The organism is Bradyrhizobium japonicum USDA 6, from assembly GCF_000284375.1.
In the GTDB taxonomy this organism is placed as follows: domain Bacteria; phylum Pseudomonadota; class Alphaproteobacteria; order Rhizobiales; family Xanthobacteraceae; genus Bradyrhizobium; species Bradyrhizobium japonicum.
Window position 1 is genome coordinate 2,614,791 of the sequence record NC_017249.1, and the last position, 17,034, is coordinate 2,631,824.

Below are 17,034 nucleotides of genomic sequence, written 5' to 3' on the forward strand. Positions count from 1 at the left end.
TCATGATGAGCGCCAACTACATCTCGACCCTGATGCTGTCTTCGTCGTTGAGGTCCTCGATCACGAACAATCAGGCCGCGCTGACCAAGGCCTCGAAGGAGGCCACCACCGGCCGCTTCGCCGATGTCGGCCTCGAGCTTGGTGCCACGACGGGAAGCGACGTCACCCTGCGGGCGGACCTGAGCTTCGCCGATCAACTCGTCGATACCAACGGGCTCGTCTCGGGGCGCCTGGACACGACGCAGAACCGGATCACCCAGCTCGGCACGACCGCAACCTCTTTCCTCAAGGACCTGATCGCGGCCCGCAGCACCGACGGCGGCGGGCGGATCATCCTGCCGCCTGCGTCCTCCAATCTCCAGGACCTGATCGGCGCGCTGAACGTCTCCTATAACGGCTCGTATCTGTTCTCGGGCATCAACACGCAGAACCAACCGGTCACGGCTTACACCGCGGGCTCGGCCAGCAAGAACCAGGTCGACGCCGATTTCCTTGCGACCTTCGGCTTCTCGCAATCCTCGGCCAGCGTGAGCACCATTACCCCGGCCCAAATGCAGACCTTCCTCGACACCACCTTCGATGCCGAGTTCGCGAGCCCGGCCTGGAACACCAATTGGTCAACGGCCACCGACCAGACAATGCAAAGCCGTATCTCCACGACCGAGATCGCCGATACGTCCGTTAGCGCCAACCAGATCGGCTTCCGCAGGCTCGCCGAGGCCTACACCATGATGGCGGATCTCGGGAACGCGAAGCTGAGCCAGGACACGTTCCAGGTCGTCGTGGACAAGGCCATCGGCCTCGTCGGTAACGCAATCACGGACCTCGCTACCCTCGGCGGCAGCGTCGGCACAGTCCAGCAGCGGATCACCGGGGCCACCGAAAAGCTCAAGGCGCAGCAGGACATTCTGAACAATCAGATCGTCGGTCTGGAGGCGGTCGACCCGACGGAGGCCTCGGTCCGGGTCAACACGCTGCAGACCCAGATCAAGACGGCGCTAGCGCTGACGTCGCAGCTCCAGCAGATCAGCCTCATCAACTATCTCTGAGTCTGGGTTTGTAACCTTTCTCTTGTTATTCGGTCTCCTGCGCAGAGTGGTTCTAATGACGTTTGAAGCCTATGAAGCGGTTGTCGACGATAGCGGCTATGAGGCGCGGGGCCGCGAGCGGCAGGCGCTCAGTCTCGGCATCGACCGGCTCGAGCGGGTCCAGGGCGGGCGCTTCAGTTTCGAAGATCTGGTCGAGAGCCTGCTCTACGTGCGGCGGCTGTGGACGATCTTCATCGAGGATCTCGCCCATCCGGAGAACGCACTCCCGGAAAAGCTGCGCGCCGACATCATCTCGATCGGCCTGTGGGTCGTCAAGGAAGCCGATCGGCTTCGCGACGAGAAGTCGAACGACGTGATGCAGCTCATCGAAATCAACCGCCTGATCCGAGACGCCCTCTGATGAAAATATCCTTGCGGGCGGGCGAGCGGATCTACGTCAACGGCGCAGTGTTGCGCGTGGACCGCAAGGTCTCCGTCGAGCTCGTCAACGACGTGATGTTCCTGCTCGAAGGGCAGGTCATGCAGGCTTCCGACGCCACTACGGCGATGCGGCAGCTCTATTTCATCGTCCAGCTCATGCTGATGAACCCGACGGATATCGGCGCCGCAGTTGCGCTCTACGGGGAGCATCATGCGGCCCTGCTTGCGGTTTGCGAGAGCCGCGAGATGCTCGACGGGCTCGCCGCGATCCACGATCTGGTTGGTACGACCCGCTATTTCGAGGCGCTCAAGCGGATCCGGGCGCTGTTCCCGGTGGAGGATGCAATCCTGGCCGGCTTGGCCGGAGCCGCCGCCGAGATTCCATTCCAGGCTGCCTGACAGCGGAGAGGCTACATGAACGTCACCAGCGCGACCGACAGCACCAGCAAGTCCAGTGCGACCAATTCCACGCAGAACACGGCGAGCAACACCGTCGACTACAATACCTTTCTTCAGCTCCTCGTTGCCGAGATGAAGAACCAGGATCCGACCAATCCGATGGATACCTCGCAATACATGAGCCAGTTCGCCCAGCTCTCGACGGTCGAGCAGGCCATGCAGACCAATTCGAAGCTGGATGCGCTGCTGTCGTCGCAGTCGCTGTCGCAGGCCAACGGGCTGATCGGAAAGACCGTCAGCTTCACCGACGCGACCGGCGCGAACTTCAGCGGCAAGGTCGTTTCGATCTCCATCAACAGCGACGGCTCCATCGCGACCCTCGAGAACGGCACGAAGGTCGCGGTCGGGCCCGGCCTGACGATCAGCCAGTCATGAACGAGCGGGACGCCCTCGACATCGTCCAGGCGGCGATCTGGACCATCATCGTCGCCTCCGGCCCCGCCGTCGGCGCCGCGATGCTTGTCGGCACCGCCATTGCGCTGATCCAGGCGCTGACCCAGGTCCAGGAGGTGACGCTGACCTTCGTGCCGAAGATCATCGTCATTCTCCTGGTCGTTGCCGTTTCCGGCTCCTTCATCGGCGCCCATCTCTCCACCTTCACCGAGATGGTCTATTCGCGGATCGAGCACGGCTTCTGATCCGCGAGAGCCCGGCCACCACCCTCGCGTAAGCTTTGCACGGCAGATTGCGGGGCGGACCCTCTGCCGGTGACCCATGGCCGATACATTAGCTGCTAGCCTGCCGACCCCGCGACGATTTGGGGCCGACGCCTTTTTCGCGGGCGGTATCGTGGCCATGCTCACGATCCTGTTCCTGCCCATACCGCCGATCCTGATCGACCTCGGCCTCGCCTTCTCGATCGCGCTGTCCGCGCTGATCCTGATGGTCGCGCTGTGGATCCAGCGGCCGCTCGATTTCTCGGCCTTCCCGACCGTGCTGCTGATCGCGACGATCCTGCGGCTGGCGCTCAACGTCGCGACCACCCGTCTGATCCTGTCGCGGGGCGGGGAGGGCGAACAAGCCGCGGGTCACGTCGTTGCCGGCTTCTCGAAGTTCGTCATGGGCGGCGACTTCGTCATCGGCCTGATCATCTTCGCGATCCTGGTGACGGTGAATTTCGTCGTGATCACCAAGGGCGCAACGCGTATCGCCGAAGTCGGCGCCCGCTTCACTCTGGACGCCATCCCGGGCAAGCAGATGGCAATCGACGCCGACCTCTCCGCGGGCCTCATTGACGACAAGGAGGCCCAGCGCCGGCGCCGCGAGCTCGAAGAGGAGAGCGCGTTCTTCGGCGCAATGGACGGTGCTTCGAAATTCGTCCGCGGCGACGCAATCGCCGGCCTGATCATCACCGCAATCAACATCTTCGGCGGCATCATCATCGGTGTGACGCATCACGGGCTGACGCTGGCACGCGCCGCCGACGTCTACACGAAACTCTCCGTCGGCGACGGTCTGGTGTCGCAGATGCCGGCTCTTATCGTGTCGCTGTCGGCGGGCCTGCTGGTCTCGAAGGGCGGCACCAGGGGCTCGGCGGAGCAGGCCGTGCTGCGCCAGCTCAGCGGTTACCCGCGCGCGGTGTCGGCCGCCGCGTTGATGATGTTCGTGCTCGCCCTGATGCCGGGGCTGCCGATGGCGCCCTTCTTCCTGCTCGGCGGCGTCATGGCCTTCGTCGGCTATTCGCTGCCGAGGCGGCAGGCGGCGCGGGAGCGGAAAGAGGAGGCGCGCAAGGCCGACGAGCGGGCCCACGCCGATGCCAAGGAATCCGTCAAGGAATCGCTCAAGACCGCAGAGATCGAGGTGTCGCTCGGCGGCCATCTGTCGGTCCATATGCTGGGCGCGCGCACCGAGCTTGGGCACCGGGTCAGCAAGCTCCGCAAGAAGTTTGCCAAGCAATACGGCTTCGTCATTCCGGAGATCAAGCTCAGCGACAACCTGTCGATCGATCCCAAGGGATACCAGATCCGGATCCACGACACGCGTATCGCCCATGGCGAGCTGCGGCTCGGCGAGGTGCTGGTGCTCGTCGACAAGGACGGCAAGCCCGACGTGCCCGGCGAGGAGGTGATCGAACCCGCCTTCGGCATGAAGGCGCTGTGGGTGACGGAGGCGTTCACCGACGAGGTCAAGCGTCAGGGCTGCAAGCCGGTCGACAACCTGTCGGTGCTGCTCACGCACTTGAGCGAAGTGATCAGGGCAAATCTCGCGCAGTTGCTGTCCTACAAGGACATGCGCGGGCTGCTCGACCGTCTCGATCCCGAATACAAGCGCCTGGTCGAGGATCTCTGCCCGTCGCAGATCTCCTATTCGGGCCTGCTGGCGATCCTGAAGATCCTGCTGGCCGAGCGTGTCTCGATCCGCAATCTCCATTTGATCCTGGAGGCCATCGCCGAGATCGCGCCCCATGTGCGGCGCTCCGAGCAGGTCGCGGAGCATGTGCGGACCCGGCTTGCCCAGCAGATCTGCGGCGACCTTTCCGACAACGGTGTGCTGAACGTCGTCCGCCTCGGCAACCGCTGGGACCTGGCGTTCCACCAGAGCCTGAAGCGCGACGCCAAGGGCGAAGTCTTCGAATTCGACGCCGATCCTCGCCTGATCGAGCAGTTCGCAACCGAAGCCAGCGCCGCGATCCGAAAATTCACCGAGAACGGCACCAGCGTGGTTCTGGCGGTCACCCCGGAAGCCCGCCCCTATGTCCGGATGATCCTGGAGCGGGTGTTCCCAACCTTGCCGGTCCTGTCGCACGTCGAGGTCGCGCGCAGTGCCGAGATCAGGGCGCTGGGGGCCATATCGTGATCAGCGGCCTCGCCGACAGCGTGCTGGTCACGTTCATCGTGTTCTGCCGCATCGGCGCCTGCCTGATGCTCGTGCCCGGCTATTCCAGCGTCAACGTTCCGGCCCAGGTCCGCCTGTTCGTCGCGCTCGTCACGACGTTTGCGCTGACGCCGATCCTGATCTCGGTCCTGAAACCTCTCACCGACAATGCCGCGCCGCTGACGCTTGTGCTCCTGATCTGCTCCGAGCTCGTGGTCGGCAGCGTCATTGGGCTCGGCGGGCGGGTGTTCTTCCTCGCGCTGCAGACCATGGCGACCGTGATGGCGAGCGCGATCGGGCTGAGCAACATCCCGGGAACGCCGGTCGGCGACACCGATCCGGCGCCGGCCCTGGTGCCGCTGATCATGGCGGCCGTCACCACGCTGTTCTTCATGACCGACCAGCACTGGCAGGTGTTGCGCGGGCTGATGAACTCCTACGACGTCTGGCAGCCCGGCAACAGGATCGGCGGCAGCATGGCGCTCGACCAGCTCGTCAGCCGCCTGTCCGAGGCGTTCGTGCTGACGCTGCGGATCACCAGCCCCTTCATCGTCTATTCGGTCATCGTCAATCTCGCGGTCGGCCTGATCAACAAGCTGACGCCGGCGATCCCGGTCTATTTCATCTCGGTGCCCTTCGTGCTGTTCGGCGGCTTCCTGCTGCTCTACCTCACCAGCGACGAGCTCCTGACGCAATTCATGCTCGGCGTCGCGTCGTGGCTGGCGGAGTGATGGTCATGACGTCGCGCGCGGACAAGCTCGTCCGGATGGTCTCGCTCGTGAAGCTTCAGCTCCGGCTGTCCGAATGGCAGCTCGCGCATCTGCGGCAGCAGGAGCGCAGCTTGCAGGACGAGCAGGAATGGCTGGTAGGAACGCTCAACGAGGGCAAGCCGCCGGCAGGGTCGTCGAGCGCATCGATCGCGCGGCGCCTCAACAGGACGAGCGCCGGTGCGCGCGCGGTCCAGGCGCAGGCGTCGCAGCAGCTCGACCAGGTCCGCGCGGAGACCCGCCGTGTGAAACAGCTCGAGCAGGTCGCGAAGGCCGCGCTTGCAGACAAGCTTCGCGACGCGGAGGCGCGCTCGCTCGAAGAGATGACGGGAATAAGCCCCGCCGTGCGCGACTGGACGCCACGGCCAGCCAGCCGGAACAAGACATGATCGTGACAGCGACGCCCGACCTCGTTCTCGATGTCCTCGATGCCGCCGACCCTGTGACGCAGCGGGCGGCGACCGCGAAGCTCGATGCGCTGAAATCGTCGGACGCCGATTTCGCCGCCACGATGGACGCGGAGGTCGGCAAGGCCAAGGCGGCGACTGCCGATCAATCTGCGGCGCAGGCTGCCGAAGCGCAGCAGTCGGGTGCGGTGAACGGGCCGCCGGTGCGGGTGATCAAGGCGCCCGCATCCGGCGAGGTGTACCGGAAGTTCGAGGCGTTCATTCTCCAGACCTTCGTCGAGACGATGCTGCCGAAGGAGTCGGAGGAAGTCTTCGGCAAGGGCACGGCCGGCGGCGTCTGGAAGTCGATGCTGGCGGAGCAGCTTGGTGCTCAGCTGGCAAAGGGCAAGGGCATTGGCATTGCCAAGCAACTCGCCGCTGCGCAACCGACGGGGCCCGGCGTTACGGAAAAGAGCGGATCATGATCCGGGAATGGGTGACAGAAGTTGAGGGGTGAATTTCCTATGCAAGCACAAGAAGGTGCGGCGGTCCTGGTGGTGGAGCAGCCGGTCGTGGACGCCGAGGCGATGACGCTGGAAGCGGCAGAAGGCGATGCGTTCTTGCCTGCGCTGCTGCCGAATCTCGGCAGTGACGTGGTGAACGACGGCACCGACGCGGCGAGATTGGACGAGGTGCGTGGCCTGCTGTCCGCGATCCGCCGGCTCGAGAACATCGTCGAAGAGGAGACGGTCGCGCTCTCGACGGGCAAGAAGATCGATTTCGACGACTTCAGTGCCCGGAAGAGCCGGAGCATGCTCGAATTCGTTCGCTTGATGCGGGCACGGATGCATCTCGGCAACGAGGTCGAGATCACCGAGGAGATCCAGCGGTTGCGCGAGAAGCTCGAGCGAAACCGTTCCATCCTCGAAATGCATTACGATGCGGTGCGCGAGGTCGCCGCCATCATCGTCAAGGCGATCAAGGAAGCCGAGTCGGACGGCACCTATACCGGCCGCACAGCACAGGACGGAAAATGATCAGACTCGTGCTGGCCGGGCTCTGGGTATGCATCCTCACCGCGGGCACGAGCTATGCCGTGGCCTATTGGAAGGAAAACGGCAGCCTGCTGCCGGCGAAGGACGAATATCTCGACGGCCTCCAATACCAGAAGACGCGGGCGCTGAGCGTGCCAATGGTGGAGGGCGGCAGCGTGCAGGGCTACATCGTGGCGCGCTTCGTCTACACCGTTGAGGCGCGGATCATGCACCAGCTCAACGTCCCGCCGGAGCCGTTCGTCGTCGACGAGGCCTTCCGCAGGATCTATGCCGACGACCGCCTCGATTTCAGGAAGCTCGCCCGTTACGACCTTTCCATCCTCACGACGGCCATCAAGCAGCGCGTCAACGAGCGGATGCAGGCCGACGTCGTCCAGGACGTCCTGGTCGAGGACTTCAACTACGTTTCGAAGGAAGAATTCCAGCAGAAGCCGTAGCTGTCGCGGCGCCGGCATCGCGAGGCCGCTGTTCCGCCATCCCTGCCGCTGAAAGTGCAACGGCCTCTGCGAAGGGTACTCCGCAGAGGCCGTTGTCGTCCTTGTGGCGGTGCCCTGCCGCGTCAGTTTCCGGCCGGGTACGCCGCCGGGGCGGCATGTGCCCTGTTCAGGAGGATGCCGACCTCGTCGAGTTCCTGCATCGGCACGTCGATGGTCTCGCCGGCAGGGATGTTGAGGCGGTATCCGACGTAGCGCCGGGCCACGATCGCGTCGAAGCCGAGGCGGTCGCGGAGTTTCTTGCGCAGCTTGCTGACGTGGCTCTCGATCACGCTCTCGTCGAAGGTCGACTCGAAGATGCCGTAGACCGCGTTGAAGATCTGCGTCTTGGTGATCCACTTGCCGTGGTTGCTGACCATATATTCGAGAATGCGCAGCTCGCGGCGGGGCAGGGTGAGAGCGTGGCCCGCGATCTCGGGGTCACGTCCGTTGAAGAAGACCTGGATCCTGGTCTCGCAGGGCCTCGGTAGCTCGCCCACCCGGCGGCGCGCGATTGCGGCCGTTCGGGCGAGGATCTCGCGCAGGTGAATCGGCACGTGGACCACGTCGTCGACGCCCGATTCGAACAGCTCAAGCGTGTTCTTGAGCATCTTCTGGCCGCTCATGGCGATGATGGGCGCCGAGGAGCGCTTGCGCATCGCCCGCGGCAGGCTTCCGCGGGAATCGCAGTCCCCGAGGAGAAAGGCGTCGACCGCCGCCAGATCCGGTTCACTCGCAGATTGCAGCCAGTCCCAGAATTCTCCGGAGGAGAAGCCGATCGACGATACACCTTCGCGAACGAGCCCTCCAACGTAGCTGTTCGTGACGCTCTCGCGATCATCAACGATAATATACATTAGTCTTTCGCCCCTGTTTCGCACTTGTTGCGGCCGGATGGTTGTTGTGATGCCCGGCTCGGCAACCATGCTGTTTGACGATATTTCCATCCCGCGAACCGTTGTTATGGTTTCGATATTCGCGGGCAGCCCTACGCATTCAGTGCCTGCGTGTGCAGGCCTGCTACTTCGACTCGATACTGAACGCTTACTGCGTGAGGCCCGGCGGGTGTCTTACGGATCACCTCGCGGAGCGGATTGAGACAGACCTAGAACAGTTGCGCCAACTTGCCGATTGCGTCCGAACGCACCTGAACCGTGTCGATCTCCTCGCCAACTGGCGAGAATCACTTGAGTAGGACCGTAACAATTGCCGATTTCCGATCAAGCGCGCGCAACAAAGCGGTTGCTATGCGTGTTTGATGCTGTTGATTCGTTTCTGGTTGTTTCTTTGTATGTTCGATCGCATCAGTTGATTTAGTAACCGAACTAGTTTTGCGCCGTGGCGTTTTTAAAGTTCCGCATCCCCGCGTAATCACAGCTATTTTGCGCGGTGCTGGGGGTCATGCGCACAATGGGGTTTTCAACCCGGGATTGACTCTCCTGCTGGCGTTTCCCCGTGCGACAATTCGACTCATGTATGGCGCGGCGACTCCAGCTTGGCGAAATCTTGGCGAGTGTGTGTCTTTCGAGTCGCACTCTCGCCACGTCCATGACGCTTTTGACTCATGCGACGTCGCATCGGGCGCGATGAAAAGTTTTCGCTGCGCACGTTTCAGGCAAGCTTCGGCAAATAACTTCACCGTTCGATAGATCGAACCGAACGGAGCATTTTCACATGTTGTCCGATGGACAAGCTCGCCCCAACGCGACCGCTGATGCTTCCGCGGCGGCGAAGCCGGCTCCGGATGCGCGCGATACAAGCACGGCACAGACGGCCAAGCCCGCTGCAAGCGCGAAGCGTGTGTCGGCTGCGGCGAACGACGAAACTCTGGCGAAAGAGGCACTCGAGGGGCTGAAGCGTATTCGCGCCAAGGCGCGCCTCGACAAGATGGCGATACCGAAGCCTGCGCCGACCGTGATCAAGCCGGCCGTGATCGTGGCCAAGCCGCCGCCGCCGCGTCCGACATGGGTCGCGCCGCTCGCAACGTTGGCGGTGGCTGCGATCCTGGTGGTCTGCGCCTGCACCGGCGTGATCGCCTATCTCACCACGCAGCCGGCCCAAAGCAACGTTGCCGCCAATACGGAGATCAGGAATCTGCGCGAGACTGTCGCGCTGCTGCGCAAGCAGGTGTCGGGCGTGTCCGAAAATCTCGACGGCCTGCGTACCGCGGTCGATCAGTCGAGCAAGGCAACCAACGATCGCTTCGGCAGGTTCGCCGAGAATCTGGACCGTATCGAGCGGGTGAGCTCGTCCTCGACGGTGAAGCTGGACAAGCTCGCCCAGGCTCAGGCCCAAGCGCCGGCACCGGCGGCCGTTGCCTCGCAGCCGCCCTCGCAGACGATGCCGATGATGGCCTCGGTTGCCGCGCCCGAGATCACGGGTTCGGTTCCTCCGTCGGCGCCGCGCAAGGTGGTCAAGGGCTGGTCGGTCCGCCAAGCCTATGAGGGGATTGCGATCCTGCAAGGTCCGAACGGCGTCATCGAGGCCGTGCTTGGCCAGCAGGTACCCGGGCTTGGCCGCATCGAAGAGATCAAGAACGAGAACGGCCGTCTGGTGGTGGAGTCCAGCGGTGGCGTCATCTACTCGTCACGCAAGGCGACGCCGTGATCGAGGGCCGCCTCCTATTGGCGATGATGCTCGAAGCTGGTGCATAGCAGATCGATCTCCGCCTCGGCGATCGGCGCGCGAAACAGGCGGCAGCTGAACTCGGCGGCGCTGGGCTTGCCGTCCGTGGCGGTACGATCCTCGCGCAGGAAGATGCATCGCTTGCAGACGTCGGTATGGTGCCGCTGCTCGGCTGCGTCCGCCTGATCGAGCACGTGCCGGAGCGTGTCGCGAAAGCGGATCTTGGCCTCGTCGTCGAGGACGGCGATCGGCTCGAGGAGAACGCTGATGGGGTCGCGCACCAGGAACTTCTTGCCCTGCTGCGTCACGCTCAGCGTCACCGATCGCTTGTCCGTTGCGGAGCGCTTTCGCTCCAGATATCCGAGCCGCTCGAGCTCGCCGATGATGAAAGAGGCTGTGCCGCGCGTGGTGCCGACATAGCTCGCGAGCGCCGAGGGCGTCCGCGAGAAACGGTTGGCGCGGGAGAGAAAGCGCAGGGCCATCCATTCGCGGTCGCGCAAGCCATGCTTGGTGCCTTCGAACCACAGGATGCGGGCCATCTGTCCCAACAATTCAATCGCTTCGCGAGCTAAAATCATTTCAGTTCCGGGTCGGACAAGCTTTATTCAATTGAGCCTTTGGTAGCGCAATCTGGGTGGACGAGAATGAAGTTCTCGGGCGATTCTTCGTCCGTTGCCGGATGGAGGGACCGCGCTCGGGAAGTTGCATCCGTTGTGCGGATGGAACTTCCGGCCGTGGAACTAGAGCGTCACACAGAAAGTTCGAGTAAATCGCACGGCTCAACTCTTCTGAAAATTTCAGTCAAATCACGACAGCTTGCACGTGAATTGACGGTGATGTGCGACGTCTGTGCAACATGATGTGTCATAGTCGCCACTGCGGAGCCCATTTGTTGCGGCCTGGAGTTTCGAATACGCAAAAGGGCGCATCACCGGCAACGCCTGGCGATGTGGCTGGCCGGGAGAGAACCCTCTCTTTCGGTTAATGGATGTTGCGACGCAATGCAGCCAGACGGTTAAGTCCGGCAAACGAGCGAATCCAGGGAAGTCAAAGTGTCGTTGGGAATTGAGCAAGCGGCGCCGTTCAACGTCAAACGAGCAGCGTTCGCGGCCACCATCGGCAACATGCTCGAATTCTACGACTTCATCACCTACAGCTTCTTCGCCATCCAGATCGGCCATACCTTCTTCCCGACCGGAAGCGAGTACGGCAGCCTGATGCTGTCGCTGGCGACCTTCGGGGCCGGCTTCGTGACGCGGCCGATCGGCGGGATCGTGCTCGGCATCTATTCCGACCGGATCGGCCGGCGGCCCGCCATGCTGCTGAGTTTTGCGTTGATGGGAGCTGCGATCCTGACCATCGCGCTCACGCCGTCCTATCGCATGATCGGCGTTGCCGCGCCCATCATCGTGATTGCGGCGCGCATGGCGCAGGGCTTCGCCCTCGGCGGCGAGGTCGGACCGACGACCGCCTATCTTCTCGAGATTGCCCCGCCCGAGCATCGGGCGCTGGTCGTGGCATGGCAGCCGGCGAGCCAGGAGATCGCGGCGACCGCCGGCGCGCTGGTCGGCGTCATCCTGAGCACGACCATGGCGCCGGAGATGCTGGACTCCTACGGCTGGCGGGTGGCGTTTCTGATCGGAGCCGTCTGCCTGCCGTTCGGGCTCTGGATGCGGCGGACATTGCCCGAGACGATTCCGCATGCCGATGCCGGTGTCGCAGCGAAAGAGCGCACGGGTCACCTCTCGCAAGCACGGCGTCACCTCGGCATCATCGCGCTGGCCTTGATGATCCTGGCCAGCGGCACGATCTCGACCTATGTCACGCAATACATGACGACCTATGCGCAGAATACCCTGCACGTGTCGTCGACACTGGCTTTCGCCGTGTCGCTCGTCAGCAACGGCATTCAGTTCGTCGGCGCACTGGTCGGCGGATGGCTCGCCGATCGTCTCGGCCGCAAGCCGATCATGATCTGGCCGCAGCTCGCAACCCTCCTGCTCACCTATCCGACCTTCCTGTGGATCGTCCATGCGCCGGGCGCGCTGTCGCTCCTGATCGGCTTCGGCGTGCTATCGATCATCGGCTCGCTGCCGTTCACCGCGTTCTATGCGACCTTCACCGAAGCGCTGCCCCAGAACATCCGTGGCGGCGTGTTCGCGACCGTCTACGCGGTGGCGATCGCGAGCTTCGGAGGTACGGCGCAGGTCGTGGTCACCTGGCTCCTCCACGTCACCGGCAATCCGCTGGCACCGGCCTGGTACCTCCTGCTTGCGGCGATCGTCGGACTTGTCGCAATGAGCCTGATGCCCGAAACGGCGCCGGTGAAAAACATCAGGGCCTGGCCTGAACGGGGACTGCTCGCAGGCTGGTGATTTGCGTTTCGCCGGCAATTATCGGCGAATGCGCCGCCTGTGGAATCAGGGCCAAGCATCAGGAAGGATCGACCGATGAGCTTCGAAACCACCATGACATCCGATGTCGTCGGGCTGACGAAAGTCGCCCCGGTCTCGCGCCGCGGATTCATGAGCGCCACCGCGGCCGTCGCTGCCGGCTACACGCTTGCGGCCGGTCCGGTCCGTGCCGAAATCATCACGACAGATACCGGCGGCCTCCAGGCTGGCGACGCGAGGATCAAGGTCGGCTCCGAAGAGATGCCTGCCTATTTCGCACGCCCGGCTGGCAACACCAAGGCGCCGGTGATCATCGTGGCGATGGAGATTTTCGGCCTGCACGAATACATCAAGGACGTGACACGGCGCCTCGCCAAGCTCGGCGCATTCGCGGTCGCGCCCGACTATTACTTCCGCAAGGGTGTCGATCTCACCAAGGTCACCGACATCAAGGATCTGCTGCCGGTCGTCAATGCCAAGCCGGACGCCGAGCTGCTGTCCGATCTCGATGCGACGGTCGCGTGGGCGGGCTCGCAAGGCGGCGACACCACGAAGCTCGGCATTATCGGCTTCTGCCGGGGTGGCCGCAATGTCTGGGAATACGCCGCCCACAGTGGCACCCTCAAGGCTGGTGTCGCGTTCTACGGCGCGCCGGTCGATCCCGCCAATCCGGTGTGGCCGAAGAGTCCGCTTCAGCTCGCCCCCGAGATGAAGGCGCCGGTGCTCGGCCTCTATGGCGGCGCCGATGCCGGCATTCCCGCGGCCCAGGTCGAGCAGTTCAAGGCGACGCTCGAGCAGGACAGGAAGATCGCCGAATTCAAGATCTATCCGCAGGCGCCGCACGGCTTCCATGCCGACTATCGCGGCAGTTATCGCAAGGATGCGGCGGAAGACGCCTGGAAGCAGGCCCAGGCCTGGTTCAAGAAGTACGGCGTGTTGAGCTGACGCCAGCTTCGCAAAGGGCGGCCTGAGCGGCCGCCCTTTCTATTCCAGCGTGCGGTCTCACTTCACCATCGCGCCATAGACGATGTCCTGCACCTGCTCGCGATAGTATTTCCTGAGCTCGCCCGGCGCCGCCGTTCCCACCACCACGACGAGACGCTCCTTGGGATCGCAGAAGAACTGCGTCCCGTAGGCGCCGTTCCAGCTGAACTCGCCGGGATTGCCGGGAACCGACGACAGCCCTTCGCTGGTCCGGACCGCGACCGCAAGACCAAAGCCGAAGCCGGCGCGATGCGGCTCGATGTTCGCCACATTGTTCTTGATCTCGGGACCGAGGTGGTTGGTCGTCATGTGATGCACGGTCTTCGGGGAAAGAATGCGCTGGCCGTCGAGTTCGCCGCCGTTGAGCAGCATCTGGCCGAAGCGGATGTAATCGCCCATCGTCGCGAACGAGCAGGCGCCGCCGCAATCGAACTTGGTCGGGGTGTCCAGCAGCTTGATAGCTTGCGGCTTGCCGGTCAGCGGATCGTTGGCGAACGGGCGGGCGAGGCGAGGGCGCTGCGCGTCGGTCGGGTGGAAGGTCGCGTCCTTCATGCCAAGCGGCTGCCAGATATTGGCGGCGAGATAGTCGCCGAGCCTCTGCTCGCTGACCTTCTCGACGACGGCGCCGAGCACGTCGATCGAGAAGCCGTATTCGAACTCGGTCGAGGGTTGATGCGCCAGCGGCAGTCTTGTGATGCGGTCGATGAAGGCCTCAGTGTCGCCTTCCACCGCCGGGGCGACGCCATCGGGGTATTGCCGCGCCACCGGGCTCGATGAGTCGGGGCGGCCGCCATACATCAATCCGGACGTATGCCGGTAGAGATCGTGGATGAAGATCGCGGACGCCTGCGGTTCGAGGTTGAGCGAGCCGTTGGCCTCGGTCGCGCCGACCTTCATGTCGGCGAAGCCGGGATAGTAGTCGGACAGCTTGGCCTGGAGCGGTAGCCGTCCCTGCTCCATCAGCGTCAGGCCCGCGACCGCCGCCATCGGCTTGGTCATCGAGGCCAGCGCGAAGATCGCGTCGACCGGCATCGGAGTGCCCTTGTCCGGATCGAGCATGCCGTAAGCCTTGTAGTGCACGAGCTTGCCGTCCCGTGCCACCGCGACGACGGCGCCGGGGACGCGCTTGGCGGCGATCTCGCGGGCGAAGAAGCTGTCGAGCCGCGCGAGACCCTGCTTCGAGAAACCGGCATCATCAGGGTTGGCTTCGGGCAGTGGTGCGGCGCGCGCCGCACCGAACGTGATGACGGCAGCCGCCGCCGCGACCATGGCGATCGTCTTGTTCATTGCATCCTCCCAAGGCGAGCTCGTTCTGCGGTGGCTCGCCGAGCGGCTAGATCACGGCTGCGCGCGAGCGAAGTCAACCGCGGGCCTGGCATGTCTGGGACGCGCCGGAGATGACCGGAACCTATCGTCCTTGCCCCGCGCGCCACAGCGCATCCAGGCCATGCCGATAGGTTGGATGGGCAAGCGCGACACCGAGCTCGTGCTTCAGTTTCGCGTTGGAGACCCGGGCACTGCTGGCATAGAAGCTGCGAGCCATCGCCGACATCTCGGCGGTCTCGAACGGCTCTTCGGGAGGTGGCGCAAGGTCCATCAGTTTCGCCGCATAAGCGATCACATCCTGCGGCGGCGCCGGCTCGTCGTCGCAGACGTTCCAGGTGCCGCCGTCACTGTGCGTCACCGCGGCCATGATCGCGCTCGCGATGTCGTCGGCGTGGATGCGGTTGAAGACCTGTCCCGGCTTGATGATGCGCCGGGCCGTGCCCGCCCGCAGCGTCATCAGCGCGTTGCGGCCGGGACCGTAGATGCCCGCAAGCCGCAGGATCGCGACATCGCCGCGCGCCGCGGCGATCCAGGCTTGCTCCGCCGCAACGCGCGTTCGCGTGCGGTCGAGGGTGGCCTGCGGCGGCGTGCTCTCGTCCACCCAGCGGCCTGCGTGGTCGCCATAGACGCCGATGGTGGAGAGATAGACGATCTTCCGCCGCCGGTCCGCGAGCGTGTCGCCAAAGGCCGTAACCGCGGGGTCGCCCGCGCTGCCGGGCGGGATCGATATGAGGAGGACATCGGCGTCGCGGACTCGCTCGACCACATCGCGGGCCGGACTGCTGCCGGAAAAGGCGTGCACCTCGATGCCGGCAAGGTCGTTTCGCTTGCCGGGATCGCGCACGGTGCCGGCGATATGCGAGAAGGCGCCGCCGAATTGGCTGACGAAGTGCCGGGCACTGTAGCCGAGGCCGAGGATGAAGAGCCGCATGCGTCTGCCGTGCTGGAGTTCCCGTTCGCGCGCGCTGCGCGCCGTTCGCTCATAAGGGATTTTTGGGTCCGGCAAAAGATATTGCAATTTTACTCGGCCGCCGGGGCAGGCGATGCTCGCTTGTCAGGAGGGAGGCGTCGGTCATGCAGGCAGAAGCGCCAGCCGCAGTGCCATGCGGTGCCGGGGAGTTGATCGGGCGCGCCGCCGCGCTGATCTTCGATGTCGACGGTACGCTGGCCGAAACCGAGGAGCTGCATCGGCAGGCCTTCAACCACGCCTTCGTTCGCCGCGGTCTCGACTGGCAGTGGGACCGGGCCGTCTACAAGGAGTTGCTGCGGGTCACCGGCGGCAAGGAGCGCATGCGCGCCTTTCACGCGAGGCTGCAGGCCGCGCCGCCATTGCCGGATGCCGACATCGCAGCCCTTCACCGCATCAAGACCGCGCATTACGCCGAGCTGGTCGAAACCGGCTGCTGTCCCTTGAGGCCCGGCGTGGCGGACCTGCTCACCGCCGCGAAGGCCCGCGGCCAGCGGCTTGCGATCGCGACCACCACCTCGCACGGCAATATCGATGCGCTGCTGTCGCAGGCGCTGGGAACGCGCTGGGCGGCGGATTTTGATGCGGTCGTCGCCGGCGACGATGTCCGCCACAAGAAGCCGGCCCCGGATGTCTATCTGGAAACCCTGGCGCGGCTGAAGCTGGGCGCAGCCGACTGCGTCGCGATCGAGGATTCCCGCAACGGTCTGATCGCGGCCTCGCGGGCGAACATTCCGGTGCTCATCACCAGAAGCATGTTCTTTCGGGACGATGATTTCAGTGCCGCGCAGGTCGTGCTGGACGATTTGTCGGAACTCGCGGGCTCAAAACAAAAACTGAAAAACAACCCCATGCACAGTAGAAAGCGCCGGCCGGCCCGCCGCGGTCAGTGGACGCGGTGGCTCGTTCTATCGTCTTCAGCCTGCTCGACAATCTGCGCGATCGGGCTCGACTGATGGTGCACCAGCCGCCAGCCGTCGCCGACGCGCCGAAAATGGTTGGCAGCGGCCAAAGCGGTGCCGTCGACGATCTCGATGCAGAGCACGCGCGCGCTGTCGCCGTCGACGATCGCCTGCGGTTCGGCGCAGACGATCTGCGGCCGCTCCGGATTTTGCAGGATGTCGCGCCAGCTGCCGATCACCGTGGCCCGGCCGATAATGGCCGGCCAGCCGGGATGGATGCAGGAAATGGCGTCGTCATCCGCCCACATCCGCTCCATTTCGTCGAAGTCGCCCGTTGAAAAGGCGGCGTAGAAGGCCGCGTTCGCGGCGATGACCTTATTGTCCTTTGCCATGCCTCTCGGGTGGGGCAATGGC

The 17,034-nt window shown here is 64.1% G+C and carries 19 protein-coding genes and 1 pseudogene; 15 read left to right on the forward strand and 5 right to left on the reverse strand.

The genetic code is table 11. The features are described from left to right. Positions 1 to 2 precede the first annotated feature (2 nt). The 11 genes from BJ6T_RS12260 (at position 3) to BJ6T_RS12310 (ending at position 7,387) form a co-directional block, all read left to right on the forward strand. Entirely contained in the window at positions 3 to 1,049 is a 1,047-nt protein-coding gene (locus BJ6T_RS12260) for a flagellar hook-associated family protein (RefSeq protein ID WP_014492679.1), read from the forward strand. Between the two features lie 55 nt (positions 1,050 to 1,104). After that, positions 1,105 to 1,449: a flagellar biosynthesis regulator FlaF gene (flaF, locus tag BJ6T_RS12265; protein ID WP_014492680.1), complete on the forward strand. Its 345-nt coding sequence runs from the start codon at positions 1,105 to 1,107 to the stop codon at positions 1,447 to 1,449. Continuing rightward, a complete protein-coding gene (gene flbT, locus BJ6T_RS12270) occupies positions 1,449 to 1,868 on the forward strand; it encodes a flagellar biosynthesis repressor FlbT (protein ID WP_028170616.1) in 420 nt (139 codons plus the stop codon). The genes flaF and flbT overlap by 1 nt, the downstream gene beginning before the upstream one ends. A 15-nt stretch (positions 1,869 to 1,883) precedes the next feature. Further along, positions 1,884 to 2,303 carry a flagellar hook assembly protein FlgD gene (gene flgD, locus BJ6T_RS12275; RefSeq protein WP_014492682.1) on the forward strand — a complete coding sequence of 140 codons (420 nt, stop codon included), beginning with the start codon at positions 1,884 to 1,886 and terminating at the stop codon, positions 2,301 to 2,303. Then, positions 2,300 to 2,566: a flagellar biosynthesis protein FliQ gene (fliQ, locus tag BJ6T_RS12280; protein WP_014492683.1), complete on the forward strand. Its 267-nt coding sequence runs from the start codon at positions 2,300 to 2,302 to the stop codon at positions 2,564 to 2,566. Before flgD ends, fliQ begins: the two co-directional genes overlap by 4 nt. A 76-nt stretch (positions 2,567 to 2,642) precedes the next feature. Continuing rightward, entirely contained in the window at positions 2,643 to 4,724 is a 2,082-nt protein-coding gene (flhA, locus tag BJ6T_RS12285; RefSeq protein WP_014492684.1) for a flagellar biosynthesis protein FlhA, read from the forward strand. Further along, positions 4,721 to 5,473 (forward strand): flagellar biosynthesis protein FliR, encoded by a 753-nt coding sequence (fliR, locus tag BJ6T_RS12290; protein ID WP_014492685.1) that lies wholly within the window; start codon positions 4,721 to 4,723, stop codon positions 5,471 to 5,473. The genes flhA and fliR overlap by 4 nt, the downstream gene beginning before the upstream one ends. A 5-nt stretch (positions 5,474 to 5,478) precedes the next feature. After that, positions 5,479 to 5,898, forward strand: coding sequence for a hypothetical protein (locus BJ6T_RS12295; protein ID WP_028170617.1), 420 nt, complete (start codon positions 5,479 to 5,481; stop codon positions 5,896 to 5,898). After that, positions 5,895 to 6,380 carry a rod-binding protein gene (locus tag BJ6T_RS12300; RefSeq protein WP_028170618.1) on the forward strand — a complete coding sequence of 162 codons (486 nt, stop codon included), beginning with the start codon at positions 5,895 to 5,897 and terminating at the stop codon, positions 6,378 to 6,380. Before BJ6T_RS12295 ends, BJ6T_RS12300 begins: the two co-directional genes overlap by 4 nt. A gap of 39 nt (positions 6,381 to 6,419) precedes the next feature. Beyond that, positions 6,420 to 6,932: a hypothetical protein gene (locus tag BJ6T_RS12305; RefSeq protein WP_028170619.1), complete on the forward strand. Its 513-nt coding sequence runs from the start codon at positions 6,420 to 6,422 to the stop codon at positions 6,930 to 6,932. Continuing rightward, on the forward strand, positions 6,929 to 7,387 hold the full coding sequence (locus tag BJ6T_RS12310; RefSeq protein WP_014492689.1) for a hypothetical protein: 459 nt from the start codon (positions 6,929 to 6,931) through the stop codon (positions 7,385 to 7,387). Before BJ6T_RS12305 ends, BJ6T_RS12310 begins: the two co-directional genes overlap by 4 nt. 122 nt (positions 7,388 to 7,509) lie before the next feature. Here BJ6T_RS12310 and BJ6T_RS12315 read toward each other — a convergent pair whose 3' ends face one another. Then, entirely contained in the window at positions 7,510 to 8,280 is a 771-nt protein-coding gene (locus BJ6T_RS12315) for a response regulator transcription factor (RefSeq protein WP_014492690.1), read from the reverse strand. 817 nt (positions 8,281 to 9,097) lie between these two features. Between BJ6T_RS12315 and BJ6T_RS12320 the strand changes: the two genes are divergently transcribed. After that, positions 9,098 to 10,030 (forward strand): hypothetical protein, encoded by a 933-nt coding sequence (locus BJ6T_RS12320; RefSeq protein ID WP_014492692.1) that lies wholly within the window; start codon positions 9,098 to 9,100, stop codon positions 10,028 to 10,030. A 14-nt stretch (positions 10,031 to 10,044) separates the two neighbouring features. Here BJ6T_RS12320 and BJ6T_RS12325 read toward each other — a convergent pair whose 3' ends face one another. After that, entirely contained in the window at positions 10,045 to 10,626 is a 582-nt protein-coding gene (locus tag BJ6T_RS12325) for a MarR family winged helix-turn-helix transcriptional regulator (RefSeq protein WP_014492693.1), read from the reverse strand. 474 nt (positions 10,627 to 11,100) lie between these two features. Here BJ6T_RS12325 and BJ6T_RS12330 point away from each other — a divergent pair, with 474 nt between their 5' ends. Both BJ6T_RS12330 and BJ6T_RS12335 read left to right on the forward strand, forming a co-directional pair. Continuing rightward, positions 11,101 to 12,423, forward strand: coding sequence for an MFS transporter (locus BJ6T_RS12330; protein ID WP_014492694.1), 1,323 nt, complete (start codon positions 11,101 to 11,103; stop codon positions 12,421 to 12,423). A gap of 75 nt (positions 12,424 to 12,498) precedes the next feature. Continuing rightward, complete coding sequence (locus tag BJ6T_RS12335; RefSeq protein WP_014492695.1) at positions 12,499 to 13,386, forward strand: dienelactone hydrolase family protein; 888 nt, start codon at positions 12,499 to 12,501, stop codon at positions 13,384 to 13,386. Positions 13,387 to 13,443: 57 nt separating this feature from the next. On the opposite strand, the gene BJ6T_RS12340 is transcribed toward BJ6T_RS12335, so the two are convergent. Continuing rightward, the gene (locus tag BJ6T_RS12340; RefSeq protein ID WP_014492696.1) at positions 13,444 to 14,712 is read right to left on the reverse strand and encodes a serine hydrolase domain-containing protein; all 1,269 of its coding nucleotides are present in this window, start codon (positions 14,710 to 14,712) and stop codon (positions 13,444 to 13,446) included. A 121-nt stretch (positions 14,713 to 14,833) separates the two neighbouring features. Beyond that, a complete protein-coding gene (locus BJ6T_RS12345; RefSeq protein WP_014492697.1) occupies positions 14,834 to 15,682 on the reverse strand; it encodes an NAD-dependent epimerase/dehydratase family protein in 849 nt (282 codons plus the stop codon). 143 nt (positions 15,683 to 15,825) lie between these two features. On the opposite strand from BJ6T_RS12345, the pseudogene BJ6T_RS12350 reads away from it, so the two are divergent. Beyond that, a pseudogene (locus BJ6T_RS12350) lies at positions 15,826 to 16,580 on the forward strand (HAD family hydrolase). 24 nt (positions 16,581 to 16,604) lie between these two features. On the opposite strand, the gene BJ6T_RS12355 reads toward BJ6T_RS12350, so the two are convergent. Further along, positions 16,605 to 17,012, reverse strand: coding sequence for a nuclear transport factor 2 family protein (locus BJ6T_RS12355; RefSeq protein WP_014492699.1), 408 nt, complete (start codon positions 17,010 to 17,012; stop codon positions 16,605 to 16,607). Positions 17,013 to 17,034 lie beyond the last annotated feature (22 nt).

Bases quoted from the DNA above. Each gene is read 5' to 3' on its own strand.
- BJ6T_RS12260 (WP_014492679.1), top strand. From the start codon at position 3: ATGATGAGCGCCAACTACATCTCGACCCTGATGCTGTCTTCGTCGTTG.
- flaF (WP_014492680.1), top strand. From the start codon at position 1,105: ATGACGTTTGAAGCCTATGAAGCGGTTGTCGACGATAGCGGCTATGAG.
- flbT (WP_028170616.1), top strand. From the start codon at position 1,449: ATGAAAATATCCTTGCGGGCGGGCGAGCGGATCTACGTCAACGGCGCA.
- flgD (WP_014492682.1), top strand. From the start codon at position 1,884: ATGAACGTCACCAGCGCGACCGACAGCACCAGCAAGTCCAGTGCGACC.
- fliQ (WP_014492683.1), top strand. From the start codon at position 2,300: ATGAACGAGCGGGACGCCCTCGACATCGTCCAGGCGGCGATCTGGACC.
- flhA (WP_014492684.1), top strand. From the start codon at position 2,643: ATGGCCGATACATTAGCTGCTAGCCTGCCGACCCCGCGACGATTTGGG.
- BJ6T_RS12295 (WP_028170617.1), top strand. From the start codon at position 5,479: ATGACGTCGCGCGCGGACAAGCTCGTCCGGATGGTCTCGCTCGTGAAG.
- BJ6T_RS12300 (WP_028170618.1), top strand. From the start codon at position 5,895: ATGATCGTGACAGCGACGCCCGACCTCGTTCTCGATGTCCTCGATGCC.
- BJ6T_RS12305 (WP_028170619.1), top strand. From the start codon at position 6,420: ATGCAAGCACAAGAAGGTGCGGCGGTCCTGGTGGTGGAGCAGCCGGTC.
- BJ6T_RS12310 (WP_014492689.1), top strand. From the start codon at position 6,929: ATGATCAGACTCGTGCTGGCCGGGCTCTGGGTATGCATCCTCACCGCG.
- BJ6T_RS12315 (WP_014492690.1), bottom strand. From the start codon at position 8,280: ATGTATATTATCGTTGATGATCGCGAGAGCGTCACGAACAGCTACGTT.
- BJ6T_RS12320 (WP_014492692.1), top strand. From the start codon at position 9,098: ATGTTGTCCGATGGACAAGCTCGCCCCAACGCGACCGCTGATGCTTCC.
- BJ6T_RS12325 (WP_014492693.1), bottom strand. From the start codon at position 10,626: ATGATTTTAGCTCGCGAAGCGATTGAATTGTTGGGACAGATGGCCCGC.
- BJ6T_RS12335 (WP_014492695.1), top strand. From the start codon at position 12,499: ATGAGCTTCGAAACCACCATGACATCCGATGTCGTCGGGCTGACGAAA.
- BJ6T_RS12340 (WP_014492696.1), bottom strand. From the start codon at position 14,712: ATGAACAAGACGATCGCCATGGTCGCGGCGGCGGCTGCCGTCATCACG.
- BJ6T_RS12345 (WP_014492697.1), bottom strand. From the start codon at position 15,682: ATGCGGCTCTTCATCCTCGGCCTCGGCTACAGTGCCCGGCACTTCGTC.
- BJ6T_RS12355 (WP_014492699.1), bottom strand. From the start codon at position 17,012: ATGGCAAAGGACAATAAGGTCATCGCCGCGAACGCGGCCTTCTACGCC.